Source organism: Paenibacillus sp. FSL H7-689 (assembly GCF_000517905.1).
Classification (GTDB): domain Bacteria; phylum Bacillota; class Bacilli; order Paenibacillales; family Paenibacillaceae; genus Paenibacillus; species Paenibacillus amylolyticus.
Map to the genome: position 1 here is coordinate 1 of NZ_ASPU01000066.1, position 14,135 is coordinate 14,135.

Annotated in this window: 14 protein-coding genes and 1 tRNA gene; 13 read left to right on the forward strand and 2 right to left on the reverse strand. The window is 45.6% G+C overall.

The genetic code is table 11. The features are described 5' to 3' along the window. The first annotated feature begins 59 nt into the window (after positions 1–59). The 9 genes from C170_RS28235 to yajC all read left to right on the forward strand — a co-directional run bounded on the left by C170_RS28235 (position 60) and on the right by yajC (position 8,296). Positions 60–133, forward strand: a tRNA-Pro gene (locus C170_RS28235). A gap of 203 nt (positions 134–336) precedes the next feature. Beyond that, positions 337–1,029, forward strand: coding sequence for a BofC C-terminal domain-containing protein (locus C170_RS28240; protein ID WP_036616863.1), 693 nt, complete (start codon positions 337–339; stop codon positions 1,027–1,029). 307 nt (positions 1,030–1,336) lie between these two features. Continuing rightward, positions 1,337–1,840 carry a crossover junction endodeoxyribonuclease RuvC gene (gene ruvC / locus C170_RS28245; RefSeq protein ID WP_017686765.1) on the forward strand — a complete coding sequence of 168 codons (504 nt, stop codon included), beginning with the start codon at positions 1,337–1,339 and terminating at the stop codon, positions 1,838–1,840. Next, the gene (ruvA, locus tag C170_RS28250; RefSeq protein WP_036616866.1) at positions 1,837–2,451 is read left to right on the forward strand and encodes a Holliday junction branch migration protein RuvA; all 615 of its coding nucleotides are present in this window, start codon (positions 1,837–1,839) and stop codon (positions 2,449–2,451) included. The genes ruvC and ruvA overlap by 4 nt, the downstream gene beginning before the upstream one ends. Positions 2,452–2,506: 55 nt before the next feature. Then, a complete protein-coding gene (gene ruvB / locus C170_RS28255; RefSeq protein WP_036616868.1) occupies positions 2,507–3,517 on the forward strand; it encodes a Holliday junction branch migration DNA helicase RuvB in 1,011 nt (336 codons plus the stop codon). An 87-nt stretch (positions 3,518–3,604) separates the two neighbouring features. Further along, a complete protein-coding gene (locus C170_RS28260; RefSeq protein WP_051447452.1) occupies positions 3,605–5,710 on the forward strand; it encodes a SpoIID/LytB domain-containing protein in 2,106 nt (701 codons plus the stop codon). A 6-nt stretch (positions 5,711–5,716) separates the two neighbouring features. Continuing rightward, positions 5,717–6,745: a tRNA preQ1(34) S-adenosylmethionine ribosyltransferase-isomerase QueA gene (queA, locus tag C170_RS28265; RefSeq protein WP_036616870.1), complete on the forward strand. Its 1,029-nt coding sequence runs from the start codon at positions 5,717–5,719 to the stop codon at positions 6,743–6,745. 35 nt (positions 6,746–6,780) lie between these two features. Continuing rightward, a complete protein-coding gene (tgt, locus tag C170_RS28270; RefSeq protein ID WP_036616872.1) occupies positions 6,781–7,917 on the forward strand; it encodes a tRNA guanosine(34) transglycosylase Tgt in 1,137 nt (378 codons plus the stop codon). 67 nt (positions 7,918–7,984) lie between these two features. Beyond that, entirely contained in the window at positions 7,985–8,296 is a 312-nt protein-coding gene (yajC, locus tag C170_RS28275) for a preprotein translocase subunit YajC (RefSeq protein WP_036616875.1), read from the forward strand. Between the two features lie 125 nt (positions 8,297–8,421). Here yajC and C170_RS28280 read toward each other — a convergent pair whose 3' ends face one another. Then, positions 8,422–8,814: a TIGR04086 family membrane protein gene (locus C170_RS28280; RefSeq protein ID WP_036616878.1), complete on the reverse strand. Its 393-nt coding sequence runs from the start codon at positions 8,812–8,814 to the stop codon at positions 8,422–8,424. A gap of 228 nt (positions 8,815–9,042) precedes the next feature. Between C170_RS28280 and C170_RS28285 the strand changes: the two genes are divergently transcribed. Beyond that, positions 9,043–9,756, forward strand: coding sequence for a DUF421 domain-containing protein (locus tag C170_RS28285; protein ID WP_051447481.1), 714 nt, complete (start codon positions 9,043–9,045; stop codon positions 9,754–9,756). A gap of 3 nt (positions 9,757–9,759) precedes the next feature. Here the strand turns inward: C170_RS28285 and spoVB are convergent, their stop codons facing one another. Next, positions 9,760–11,394, reverse strand: a complete 1,635-nt coding sequence (gene spoVB / locus C170_RS28290; protein ID WP_036616884.1) for a stage V sporulation protein B — start codon at positions 11,392–11,394, stop codon at positions 9,760–9,762. 234 nt (positions 11,395–11,628) lie between these two features. On the opposite strand from spoVB, the gene C170_RS28295 reads away from it, so the two are divergent. From C170_RS28295 to secF, 3 genes are all read left to right on the forward strand, one after another. Next, on the forward strand, positions 11,629–11,868 hold the full coding sequence (locus C170_RS28295; protein WP_036617497.1) for a post-transcriptional regulator: 240 nt from the start codon (positions 11,629–11,631) through the stop codon (positions 11,866–11,868). A 91-nt stretch (positions 11,869–11,959) separates the two neighbouring features. Further along, positions 11,960–13,210, forward strand: coding sequence for a protein translocase subunit SecD (gene secD / locus C170_RS30275; protein WP_051447453.1), 1,251 nt, complete (start codon positions 11,960–11,962; stop codon positions 13,208–13,210). Continuing rightward, complete coding sequence (secF, locus tag C170_RS30280; RefSeq protein WP_051447454.1) at positions 13,200–14,108, forward strand: protein translocase subunit SecF; 909 nt, start codon at positions 13,200–13,202, stop codon at positions 14,106–14,108. The genes secD and secF overlap by 11 nt, the downstream gene beginning before the upstream one ends. Positions 14,109–14,135: the final 27 nt, after the last annotated feature.

Below are 14,135 nucleotides of genomic sequence, written 5' to 3' on the forward strand. Positions count from 1 at the left end.
TCGACTCAAAATCGAGTGGGAAACCGTGGAGGTTCGAGTCCTCTCGCCGGTATAGATAACGGGATGTAGCTCAGCTTGGTAGAGCACCTGGTTTGGGACCAGGGGGTCGCATGTTCAAATCGTGTCATCCCGATCTCTAAAAACACTATCTAATTATAGATAGTGTTTTTTTATATTTATCTATATAAGATTCTATAAATGCAGGTTCCGGTATTCACTATGACAAATTCTCTAACCTAACACATGTGTGTTCCTTCTTCAGACAACAAGTTAATTGTGCATAAAGCCTCAATCTTTAGGTCACAATAGGTTTAAAAAGTGATAGAAGGGGTTCATGTGAACACGTTTAACTTCAGAAAACAATTCAAGAGACGCTGGAGACGGTGGAAACGAACAGTATGGATGACGGCGGCTCTGCTTGCAGTTACGATATTGGCTTACAGCGGGTTGTCTATCTCATCGGCGATAGAGCGTTTGCTGACAACTAATTTTAGTGAGGCAACCAGTGTGATGGGCCCTGTTACGCAGGAAACAAGATCAGAACAGGAGATTCAGGCGTTAGTAGAGCAACTTGATTCTGATCCGGATCATTTAACAAGTGTGGTTTTGGAGACAAAGTACATCTGCGGAGTGGAAACAGAGCAGTTAGGCAAGATGGCTAGACCACAGTTGAAGATGCTGCTGGCTCAACATCCGGAATGGGATGCTACCGTTGGAACATCAGATGAGTTGCATTTGAAGCAACGTGTAGATGACCTTTCACCGCTTTGTAAACAACAGGCTTATATCAGCATAGATGCTGTAGGGAACCTTAATTTGTACGAAGGTAAGCCTGGAGAAGAGAAGGTTATTCGTACGTTCTTTCAATTGGATGTTGGGACATTGGAGAGTTCTTTGCCAGAAGGGGTACTGGAGCAATTGCAGCAGGGTATTCGGATTCAGGACAAGGATGAATATGATAGCGTAATCTCTACGTTCAGTGACTATGCCGTGGATGAAGACCATCATTTAATCCGTAATGACGGGTAATCCAAACGTCCTCACCTACAGTATTAAAATTGTGAAGTACTGAAACGATGGTGGCAATAGCAATAACATTGGTGGTTTACGTAACCAAGCGATAGAATCTAAAAACGTGGAATGTGGTGAAGGACATCGAAGAGATGTCCTTTTTGTCGTTTGAACTGAAATACATGAAAATAAATATAAACATGTAAAAAATTCACGAATAAAGACGAGTAATCAGTTAGACAAAGTTTTTCCTGCCGCAGGGTCTATCTTTTGTTATAATGAAATGAACGATACATATGTTCGCTTTTGTGAGGGAGAGATGGTTTTGCGTTTTTTGGGAATTGACCCGGGGATTGCGATTGTTGGTTTTGGTTTTGTGGATAAAATCGGCAGTAAGGTGGTACCCGTACAATATGGATGTATTCAGACGGAAGCTCATACCCCTGAAGAGGAACGGTTGCTTCACGTATATGAAGGTATGGTGCAATTGATTGATAAATACAAACCGGACGCAGTAGCGCTGGAGAAACTTTTTTTCAATCGGAACGTTACAACAGCGATGTCTGTCAGTCAGGCGAGAGGCGTTATGGTACTCGCTGCCGCACAGAAGGGTTTGCCTATTGCAGAGTATACGCCAATGCAGATCAAGCAGGCTGTTGTGGGGTACGGTAAAGCGGAGAAGAAGCAAGTACAGGAGATGGTCAAAATGTTCTTGCGTCTTCAGGTCGTTCCTAAGCCGGATGACGTAGCGGATGCATTGGCTGTAGCCGTGTGCCATGCACACTCTTATACATTAAATTCCAAGTTGAATGAGGTATTGCGAAAATGATTGATTTTCTAAGAGGACAGTTCATTCATGTAGAGAATGATTATATTGTGCTGGATGTTCATGGCGTGGGGTATCGCGTTTTCTGTCCGAATCCATTTGCGTTTGCGAAGCAAGAAGGCGAAATTACCGTGTACACTCACCATCATGTGCGTGAGGATGCGATGTTGCTGTTTGGATTTGTTACACGGGATGAGCAGCGTTTGTTCCGTAAACTGATTGAAGTATCCGGTATTGGTCCAAAAGTAGCTCTGGGCATACTCGCTGGAGGTACACCAGAACATGTGGTTACGGCGATTTACCAGGAGAATCTTACGTTCTTGACCAAATTGCCAGGCATCGGTAAGAAGACTGCACAACGCATGATTCTGGATCTCAAGGATAAGCTGGATAGTTTTGGCGCGGCAGCGTATGCAACAGGGTTGTTCGCTCCTCCATCGGAAGAGTCGGGAAGTGGTTCAGCCTGGGATGAGGCACGTGAAGGTCTCAAGGCACTTGGGTATACTGACAGTGAGCTTGATAAAGTATGGCTCAAATTGAAAAAGGATGTTACTACAGCAGATTCCGTTGATGTGTTGATGAAAAAGGCGCTGCAAATGCTGTTTACGGGATAATACAAATTGCATATTATAATATAGCTGTAGCCTGCAAAAAAAGGTAGGGATGAACATGGATGACCGGATTATTTCCGCGAACCTGATGATGGAGGACCAAAATGTTGAGTTGAGTCTTCGTCCCCGGTATCTGAATGAGTATATCGGGCAGAATCAGGTGAAGGAAAATTTAAAGATATATATTGAAGCTGCCAAATTTCGTAATGAGGCATTGGATCACGTTTTGTTATATGGCCCACCTGGGCTTGGTAAAACAACACTTGCCAACATTATTGCCAACGAATTGGGCGTTAATTTACGAACTACGTCAGGCCCGGCCATTGAACGCCCGGGTGATCTTGCAGCATTGTTAACCAATCTGCAGGAAGGCGATGTCTTGTTTATTGATGAGATTCATCGTTTGCATCGTACGGTTGAAGAAGTTATGTACCCCGCTATGGAAGATTCGGCATTGGATATTATGATTGGTAAAGGTCCAAGTGCACGTTCCGTTCGGCTGGATCTGCCACCATTCACTCTGATTGGGGCTACAACGCGTGCTGGCTTGCTGTCTGCTCCACTTCGAGACCGATTTGGTGTTATCAGTCGATTGGAATTCTACACGGTTGATGAGCTGGCTTATATCGTTTCACGCTCTACCGAAATTTTGGGTGTGGAGATTGTGGGAGATGCTGCGCAAGAGATTGCATTGCGCTCACGTGGGACACCGAGGATTGCGAACCGTTTGTTAAAACGAGTACGCGACTTTGCACAGGTACGTGGTGATGGGATTATAACGCAGACACTGGCGGAAGAAGCGCTGCAACGTCTCCAGATCGATCCACGTGGCTTGGACGACATTGACCATAAGATGCTTAAATCGATGATCAACAGCTTCCGGGGAGGCCCGGTAGGGCTCGATACCATTGCTGCTACGATTGGTGAAGAAAGTCAGACGATCGAGGATGTCTATGAACCGTATCTGCTTCAGATTGGTATGATTCAGCGTACACCAAGGGGCAGGATCGTAACAGATCTCGCCTATCATCATTTGGGTCTGCCTGTTCCACCAAGAGACGGTAAATAGTCGAACCTGTTGAACATGCTCATTTGGATATTCATCATAAACATTGGAATAATCACGGGTTAACCCGATATAAAGTGAAAGAAATGCATGGGGAGGAGTCTGATTGTGGGAAAAGCAATACGAACGAAGAAGTGGAGTCGTCGATTGAAGGTACTGGCGGCAGCTCTTTTGACAGTGGGTTGTCTGCAAGTGCCTGCATATGCAGCAGGAAATGATGGACAGACGATCCGGGTAGCCATGTTTGCGAATCTGGGCAGTACGTATAAATCAACTACACCACTCATTACGCTTGAATCGACAGGACAATGGAGCATCCAATCGGAGAGTGGCGCAAATGTAAGCCTTCCGGCAGGACAAGTCCGTTTCAGTGCAGATGGATTCCGAGTAAAGGTGTTGGAAACAGCGGATTTCAAGGCAGCATCGGCAGCAGCAAAATTGTTGCAGGCAACTGCAGATAAACCGTTGCTGTTCACAACGTCTGTGAATGGAAATACCATTTATCAGCTCTACACAGGCAACTATGCAACGGAGGCACTGGCTGGACAAGCTGTTACACGGGTACAAAAGGTAGCAGCAGCTCAATTGGCTGGTCAAAAGCCAGCTGTAACGGGAAGTAAACGCCTGTCTGCTGGAACCTATGGTTCGATTCAGGAAGCAGAGGCAGCCCAAGCCAACCTTTTATCAACAGGAGTTAGTAGTGTCTATCCAGTCCTTCAACTGAGTGGAGGAAGCCAAGCATACGCGGTATGGGTGGGTGAAGCTTCAACGGATGCGGAATTAACCGCATTGAAGAACAGTGTGGAAGCCAAAGCTCCGGGGGTAAGCCTTTCACCTGTCAACACTAATGCAGGGCTCATCATCCGTCAGGATGCAGGATTAAGTACGGATGCACTCAAAACAGCTCCGCATTACACCATTGCAGGTACTGAATCCAAAGCATTGGTACAAGGGAATGGCAATGGTATCAAGGTAGTGGAACGTTCTCAGCGAACGTATCGTGGAGATATGGAAATTAGCATCGTCAGTGGTGATCTGGCGTTGGTCAACGTTGTTCCACTGGAGCAATACCTGTACTCTGTCGTAGGGGCAGAGGTGTATTCCTCCTGGCCTGCTGAAGCTCTGAAAGTTCAAGCCGTAGCTGCTCGATCCTACGCGCTTCAACAGGGTGAACGTTTCAAAATTGCGAATGTTGTGGATACAACGCTCAGCCAAGCCTACAACGGGATTGGTTCGGAGAACGATAAAGTAACCAGTGCAGTGGATGCAACTGCTGGAGAAGTGGTCAAGAGCGGTGGGAAAATCATCGAAGCTGTATTCTCCTCCAATGCTGGTGGCCAGACGGCTCATCCTTCTGAGGTATGGAACGGCGGAGCAGGTGTGTTCACCAATGTGGTTAGTTCAGGAGATACATCAGCCCAGGCAGGATTACATACGTGGTACCATGTGCTGCTGGGTACAGGCGTTAGCGGGTACATTCGTGAGGATAACATCAAAGAATTAACGACCAAGACCAATGCGGGACTGGCAAAAGTGACGGTAACGGCTCAGAATACCAATGTGCGTGCCGTTCCGTTAATTCAATCCACCGTTGAACCTGTAGCCAAAATGAATCCAGGCAACGAAGCTGTTGTACTGGCAAAAGTAGCTCAATCCAACGATTATGCTTGGGTGAGAGGACCTTTCACGTCTGCCCAGTTGGTTAAATCCCTTCAGGGTAAAACAACAGCGTCTGTTCCTGCTTCAATCTCAACCTTGGAAGTGACCAAGCGTGGACCTTCCGGAAGAGCACTTGAAGTCACTGCCAACGGACAGGCTATGACGGTGAAATATGCCGATACATACCGCTCTGCGCTCGGTGGATTACCGAGCACTTTATTTGATATTGCAGGGACCGGAAGTTATACTGTATTAGGCGCTGACGGCAAAACAGCCAGTAAAACCGGCTCAAATGGTGCCTCTGTATTGTCTTCTTCTGGCGCAGGAACATCATCCGGTAATGCACTTGTGGTTATGAGTGGTGATGGTCAAGCGAGAGCGGTGACGCAGGGTCAGACCTTCATGTTCATCGGTCAGGGCAATGGCCACGGATTGGGCTTGTCCCAATGGGGAGCCAAAGGCATGGCAGATGAAGGGTATGATTACCAGGCAATATTGAAACACTATTATCAAAATGCGACTATTGTTAAGGAATGAAACTAAATGAATGTGAACTTATATGATTTTGAATTACCAGAGCAATTGATAGCACAGACGCCGTTGCTTGATCGCACGGCATCCCGTTTGCTTACCTTGAACAAAGATAGTGGTGAGATTAATCATCAAACGTTTCCCGATATTATCGATTTTCTGAATCCCGGTGATACATTAATTCTGAATGATACACGTGTTCTACCAGCCCGTCTGTTCGGTACAAAAGAAGATACCGGAGCAAAAGCGGAAGTGTTATTGCTCAAAAATGTGGAAGGCGACAAGTGGGAAGCACTGGTTAAGCCGGGTAAAAAGCTGAAAGCCGGTTCGGTCATCGTATTTGGTGAGGAATTGAAGGCAATCATTGAAGAAGAGGGCGAGATGGGGGCACGTACACTTACTTTTACGTATGATGGAATCTTCCAAGAGATTTTGGACCGTCTGGGTGAGATGCCGTTGCCACCTTATATCAAGGAGACATTGGATGACCGCGAACGGTATCAGACCGTGTACGCCAAGCATGAAGGGTCGGCGGCTGCACCTACAGCGGGACTGCACTTTACGGATGAATTGTTGGATCAGATTCGTGCCAAAGGTGTTAATGTGGCCTTCATCACGCTTCATGTAGGACTGGGAACATTCAGACCAATGTCGGTTGACGTTGTTGAAGATCATGTTATGCATGAGGAGTATTACTCCTTGTCACAAGAAACGGCAGATCTGATTAACCAGACTAAAACGAATGGACACCGTGTTTTTGCGGTTGGGACAACGAGCTGTCGGACTTTGGAAACGGTAGGCAGCAAATTTGAAAATGGAATACTGCAAGCGAGCAGCGGATGGACCAGCATTTTCATCTATCCGGGCTATTCCTTCAAAGTGATCGATGGGATGCTTACGAATTTTCATCTCCCGAAATCCACGTTGGTTATGTTGGTTAGTGCACTAGCAGGCAGGGAACATATTATGCAGGCATATGAGGAAGCCATCCAAGAGAAATACCGGTTCTTCAGCTTCGGCGATGCCATGTTGATATATTAGTATAACGATTAACTTTTAGAGGATGATTAAAACCAATGGCAGCAATTACGTATGAACATATCAAAACTTGCAAACAATCCGGTGCACGTCTGGGACGTGTACATACACCTCACGGTATTATTGAGACACCAACCTTTATGCCTGTAGGTACACAGGCGACTGTCAAAACAATGAGCCCTGAAGAGTTGAAAGAAATGGATGCTCAGATTATTTTGAGTAATACCTATCACCTGTTTCTGAGACCAGGACATGAAATCATCCGTGAAGCTGGCGGGTTGCACAAATTCATGAACTGGGATCGTCCAATTCTGACGGACAGCGGCGGATTCCAAGTGTTTTCTCTCAGCGAGATGCGCAAGATTACGGAAGAAGGCGTTAACTTCCGTTCTCATCTGAATGGAGACAAGAAGTTCCTTTCTCCTGAAGTGGCGATGGAAATCCAGAATGCACTTGGCTCCGATATTATGATGGCGTTTGACGAATGCCCACCGTATCCGGCTGAATATGAATATGTAAAAAAATCACTCGAAAGAACAAGCCGCTGGGCAGAACGTTGTCTCGAAAGTCACGCTCGTCCGCATGACCAAGGTCTGTTTGCCATCGTACAGGGAGGCATGCATGAAGATCTTCGCCGTCAGAGCGCCGCAGATTTGACTTCCATGGATTTCCCGGGGTATGCTATTGGTGGACTGAGTGTTGGAGAACCGAAACATTTGATGTATGGTGTATTGGATTATACGTTACCTTTGTTGCCGTCCAATAAACCACGTTATTTGATGGGGGTAGGTTCGCCCGATGCGTTGATTGAGGGATCTATTCGTGGAGTGGACATGTTCGATTGTGTTCTGCCTACTCGGATTGCCCGTAACGGAACAACGATGACCAGTCAAGGACGTCTGGTAGTTCGTAATGCCAAGTTTGCAACCGATTTTGGACCATTAGATCCTGAATGTGATTGCTACACTTGTCGTAACTATTCCAGAGCTTATCTGCGTCATTTGATCAAAGCAGATGAAACATTTGGCCTGCGTTTGACAACGATCCATAATCTTCATTTCTTGCAGAATTTGATGCGTAATGTACGTAAAGCCATTATGGAAGATCGTTTGCTTGATTTCCGGGATGAATTTTTCGATCAATATGGTCTTCATGACAATGACAAAGGTTTCTGATTGAGTTTTTGAGGAAACCGGCGTAACAAGCAATATCTGTATGTATAGTCGATAAGGGGGAGTTTGAATGTTTCAAGGAATGCCTCTAGCAGGAGCGCAAGGCGGTGGGATCGTATCTTTGATTGTACCTTTAGTACTGATGGTTGCGATTTTCTACTTCTTAATGATTCGTCCACAGAACAAAAAGCAAAAGCAACGGAATTCCATGCTAAGCCAATTGAAAAAGGGCGATAAAATTGTAACGATTGGTGGCCTTCACGGTACGATAGCTGAGATTACGGACGATGTGGTTGTATTGCGTGTAAACGATGTAACTAAGCTTACATTTGACCGTAATGCAATCAGCACGGCTGTAGCTCGTGATACGGCTGTTGAATAGTTACTGTAACATAGAATAACGAGGGTGCGTTTGTGGCGTATTCCCTAGTAGAGAACCGGATCTCCCTGGAGACCCGGTTCTCTTTTTTGATTTATGAGGGAAGGTAGATGTTCTTTACGAGTCAGCTAGGAGCGATGCGTATTAACACCGAACATACCACCGAGAGCTGAAATGAAGAACGCGCTAAGCAGTTGTAAACTATCCTTCCAATTAAACGAAGCATCCAGCGCGAGAAATCCGATCAACAGCACAAGCAGTCCATATACGATTCCGGTAATCCCTCCGTAGTACCATCCTTTTTCACCAGAACGTTTGCCTGCGACAAAACCACCAACCAATAATGACAAGCCATGAACAACATAGGTATACAACGAGAGGTCCTGTTCCCGCATTCCGCTCATCCAGAGAAACAAGGAGAGAATAAATGCCCCGATAAACATCCATACAAAAGCCTGACAGAGGCCTGACAGAATCGGATTGGACACTCGAAACGAAACCAAGCGGCGGATCAATTGCATGAAGCAACCCCCTTGTACAAGTTATAAGTTAATACAGTGTATGGTCAAGCCTTCGGACTTATGAACTGTTTTCCATTAAATGAACAGATTATTTCTGCATGAGCATGTAAGGTTCAGGTCAAAATAGGGATTGCACTACCCAGCTAACTGTTAAAAACTCAGTTTCGAAGGAGGACCCCTGTTGTGAACTTCCCAGATGTCGGATCACATATCTTTCGAACCATTCTCATGTACTTTCTGGTGTACTGTGCAATGAGGGTTATGGGTAAACGTGAGATTGGTAAGCTATCCATGTTTGATCTTGTTGTCTCCATTATGCTTGCTGAAATGGCTGCTTTTGTCATTGAAGATATTGATAAACCGCTCTCTCACGGGATTGCCCCCATGCTTACCTTGATCATTGTACAGATCGGAATGGCGTTTATAGGTCTTAAAAGTCGGCGTCTTCGCCTGATAATTGATGGCAAACCTACTGTTTTGATCTCCAAAGGCGTTCTTCACCGGGATGAGATGCGGAAGCAACGATATAATCTGGATGATCTATTACAACAACTCCGTGAACAGAATGTAGACAGTATCGGTGAGGTTGATTTCGCTATTTTGGAGACCACAGGCAAGCTGACCGTGTTTCCCAAGGATGAGAATACTTCTAACGGCAGCAGTTCTTCCGGCTCTGATTCAGAAGGGGCTTCTTCCGGTAAATCCAAAACAGAGAAAAATCAGATTGACGGATTTCCAAATATCAAATATGAAGGTTTGCCACTCCCCTTAATTATGGACGGAAAGGTCCAGGATCAGAATCTGGAGATCATCCAGAAAACGAGATTTTGGCTGAAAAATCAAATCCAACAGAACGGAATTCTGGATTTCAAAGATGTATTTATATGCTCCATTGACCACAATGGGAAGATATATGTCAGTCCAAAAGATGATAAAAAATGAAAATCATTTGCCTGAACGGCGCTTGAACCATGAACCAATCAAAGGAGCACGGGACAGATCATGAAAGTCAATCATTTTGGTCCAGCCCATGACGATGAAATACACGATAAGCCCGATAAAAGGAGCGAGAAGCATCCTCACCCAAAAAGGCAATATCATGGCAGTCTCTTCGTATACGAGTAGGGTCGCTGCTCCCATGATAAACATTCCTGCACCCGTCTTGACCCAATCCATCATTTTGAAGCGGAACTGTAGCAGGCTACGTACGCTTTGGGCATGTAACAGGGTAACTACCGTAGAATTCACACAGATGGCGATAACTGCACCGAAGATGCCATATTCAGGCCGGGAAGCAAGCGTTAAAATCAACGTGATTTTAATAACAGCACCGATAAACGTATTTAGCAATGCTTTACCCGGACGGTCAAGAGCTTGTAATGCAGCTTGAAGAGGAGCTTGAATATAAATGAACAAAGCAAAAGGAGCCATTAGCTTCAGCATGCTTCCGATCGATGCATCATTATACAGAACAAGACACATCGGTTCGGCAAGCACATACATAAACACGGAAAACGGAGCACCTGTCACAAGTGCCAAGCGTAATGCCTGATGCATTCTTTTGTGAATCAGTGCGCGATCTCCCTGAGCAGAAGCTTCGGACAGTGAAGGCACAAGTGATGTCGCGAGCGATGAGGTTAGTGCCCCCGGCAGCAGCAACAGAGGAATAATCATACCTTGTAATGCACCATATTGTGCTGTAGCGAGTCCTTTGGATATGCCTGCCAGAGCCAGACTCTGGGCAGTAACGATGGTTTCGGCCAAGTAGGATAAGGAGCCAACCAATCGGCCTGCTGTAACAGGAATAGAGATTGCAAGCAAACGCCGGATTAATCCCGGCTGTGGAGTACCTGTTTCTTTCAGAATTGAAGGTATTGGGTTTAAAGGTATGGCTGAAGGTTTGGCTGTGAGATTGGACATGTTCTGTTGGTTAGCGAGCGGTAACTCTTTCTTCTGCCTGTTATACTTCCACAAGAGTACAAGCATACCGCCGAATTCTCCAACGAGCGCTCCCAGCATGGCACCAGCAGCAGCTTGGGCAATACCGTGGGGGAGGAGAAGCCAGGCAAACCAAATGACACAGACGATACGAATGATGGTTTCAACAATGGATGAAATGGCAGTAGGCATCATGTTTTGCTTACCTTGGAAATACCCTCTGTAGACAGCAGATACGGCGATAATGGCAATCATGGGGCTCATACTAACGAACGTATGGTATACCCGCTCATCTGTGAGCACGTACTTGGTAACCCAGGGTGCAAACAGGATGCACAAAAACATGAATACAACACCCAGGGTCAATGTAAAGCTTAAGCTTACTTGCAGGATTCGCTGGGGGGAATAACGATTGGCACCGGTATCAGCTTCGGCTACGAGCTTGGCTACGGCGAGCGGAATACCACCCGTAATTAATGTCACCAGTACGATAAAAAAGGGATAGCTCAATTGGTAGATGCCAACACCTTCTGCACCAATGACTCGTGGCAGCGCAATGCGCGGGATGAAACCAAGTATTCGATTAATTATGCCTGCCGCGAGCAGGATCATGGCCCCCTGAATAAATGTCTGTTTCTTCAAGACTACCCCTCTTTCCCGGTTGAAAGTACAGGCTATCAACATAAACGGGACAAAGCCGTTGTTCTTCATCCTATGCCAGTCCTTTATCTTCTCATGACAACTTGGACACGATTAACAAAAAGAACCATATTCAGCAAGAAGGAATATGATCAGGCGAAGTCGAATCATGTAATATTGATGCCGCATAAAGGATAAAGGCTTGGATGTACGAAGGGAGGCTCCCCGTTGGAAGAAATGAATGATGTGGAGTTGGAACAGTCAATAGAGATGCTCTGCCGTAGCAAAGCGGAGGAATTAAGGCTTGTCGGTTACGAATATGTCACCAGCAAAGATGTCTGGAATTGCGTCAGTCATAAATATGAAAAACAGGGCATTCCACCGCTTCACCAGCTGGTGAACGACATTTTGTCACTGAAAGCAACAAGCTTTATGAACTTTATGACCGTGTCTGCATACCGGGGGTCCTCTTTCTAGACGAAAGGGATCTTTTTTGTTGAAAATTGACTGCTTTTTACGGCATCGCTATAATAGGAATATTGAGAACGAAAGGGGATCTAGGAACGGCATGAAAAGAATTATCAGTTTCATTCTGGTCGTGCTTGTCACCACAGGGGTAATGGTGGGAACAAGCCCGGAACTGCTCAAAAATATACGCTTGGGCCTTGATTTAAAGGGAGGCTACGAGATCTTATATGAAGCAGAGCCGCTCGAAGCAGGTCAACAAGTCACCAAAGCATCTTTGGTGCAAACGGCCAAAAGTCTTGAAAGCCGCGCCAATGCGCTCGGAACAAGCGAACCGGAGGTAACCACTGAAGGAAGCAACCGGATTCGATTGAAGTTGGCAGGGGTTACGGATGAGGCTGAAGTTAGAGCCAAAATGAAAGAGCCGGCTGTTTTGACCTTCCGTAGTAAAGCTGAGAACGACAAGGAAGGCGAATACACCAAAATTGAGCTTCGCGGAAATGAATTTGTTGAGAATGCAGCCAAAGTTGTGTTCACTCAATTGAATGAGCCGATGATTGACATTCAAGTGAAAGATAAAGCCAAATTTTCCGAGATTACCAAACGTTTGATCGGACAACCTCTCGCGATTTATTTGGACGATGAGCTTCTATCTGCTCCAACCGTTAGACAACAGTTGACAGATGGTTCCGCTCAGATTTCGGGTGCTTACACACGTGACGAAGCAAACCAGCTTCGTGACACCATTAACTTGGGTGCATTGCCACTGAAACTTACAGAGAAGTATTCACAAAGTGTTGGTGCAACACTTGGTAAGCTTTCTCTGGATCAGACCATTAAAGCAGGATTGATTGGTTCCGTTATTATTCTAGTGTTCATGATTGGGCTTTATCGCATTCCTGGTATAATCGCGAGTTTTGCCTTGATCACACATACGTGGCTGGTACTTGCAATCTTCTATTTAGGAGAATTCGTGCTTACCCTTCCAGGTATTGCGGCGTTTATCCTGGGTATAGGGATGGCGGTGGATGCCAATATCATCACGTACGAACGGATTAAAGAAGAGATGCGCAGTGGTAAGTCGATCTTGTCTTCGGTTAAAGCGGGTGGTAAGCATTCCTTCCGAACAATCATTGACTCCAACATCACAACCATTATTGCTGCGGCTGTTATGTTCTTCTTGGGAACAGGTGCGGTAAAAGGTTTTGCACTCGTGCTGATTTTTGATATTGTCACCAGTATTATCACGAATATTTTCTTCTCCCGCTTCCTGTTGACCCTGCTTGTACGGGGTAACGTGTTGAAGAAGCCTAAGTACTTCGGAGTGAAGGAGAGTGAAATTCGTGCGCTTTAATTGGAATTTTGATTATGTTAAAGGTAGTAAGATTGCCTATATCTTCTCGATTATTCTGACGATTACGGGGATCATCAGCATTCTGGCTTTGGGTTTGAATTATGCAGTTGATTTCCGTGCTGGATCGAATGTGGATATCTCGGTATCCAAAGCAATCACAGCGGAGCAGATTAAACCTATCGTTAAGGACATCGGTGTTGATGAGGGTGATGTTACCATTACATCGGGGGCTGACCGTGTAAATGTTCGTTTCTCGAACGTATTGGATGAAAATCAAGAAAGTAAGTTCAAAGAAGAATTTGCCAAACTGGATGCATCAGCTTCGTATGAAGTAAATACCGTTGATCCGGAGATGGCCAAAGAATTGGAGCGCAACGCGATCTACGCAGTACTCATTGCAAGCATCGGGATCATGATCTATGTTGCGATCCGGTTTGAGTGGCGCTTTGGTTTGGCTGCGGTTATCGCACTCTTCCATGATGCATTTGTTGTAATAAGTGTGTTCTCTATCTTCCGTTTGGAAGTCGATCTGACCTTTATTACCGCAGTATTGACCATTGTCGGGTTCTCGATCAACGATACGATCGTTATCTTTGACCGGATTCGTGAGAATCTGCGTTTTGCCAAAAAGACAACCAAAGCCGACCTACGCGAGGTAGTCAATCGCAGTTTGGCTCAAACGATGACACGTTCCCTTAATACAACATTCACCGTGTTTGCAGCTTCAATCTGTTTGTTCATATTTGGTGGAGAATCCATTCGCATGTTCTCGCTTGCGATGGTTATCGGAACACTGTTCGGCGCATATTCTTCAATCTATATCGCTGCCCCACTATGGCTGATGCTCAAAGGTAAACAAGTGGATAAGCCAAAAACAGTAGCTAAAGAATCTAACTAAACATCTTATTGTGAAGCCGCGTCTGCC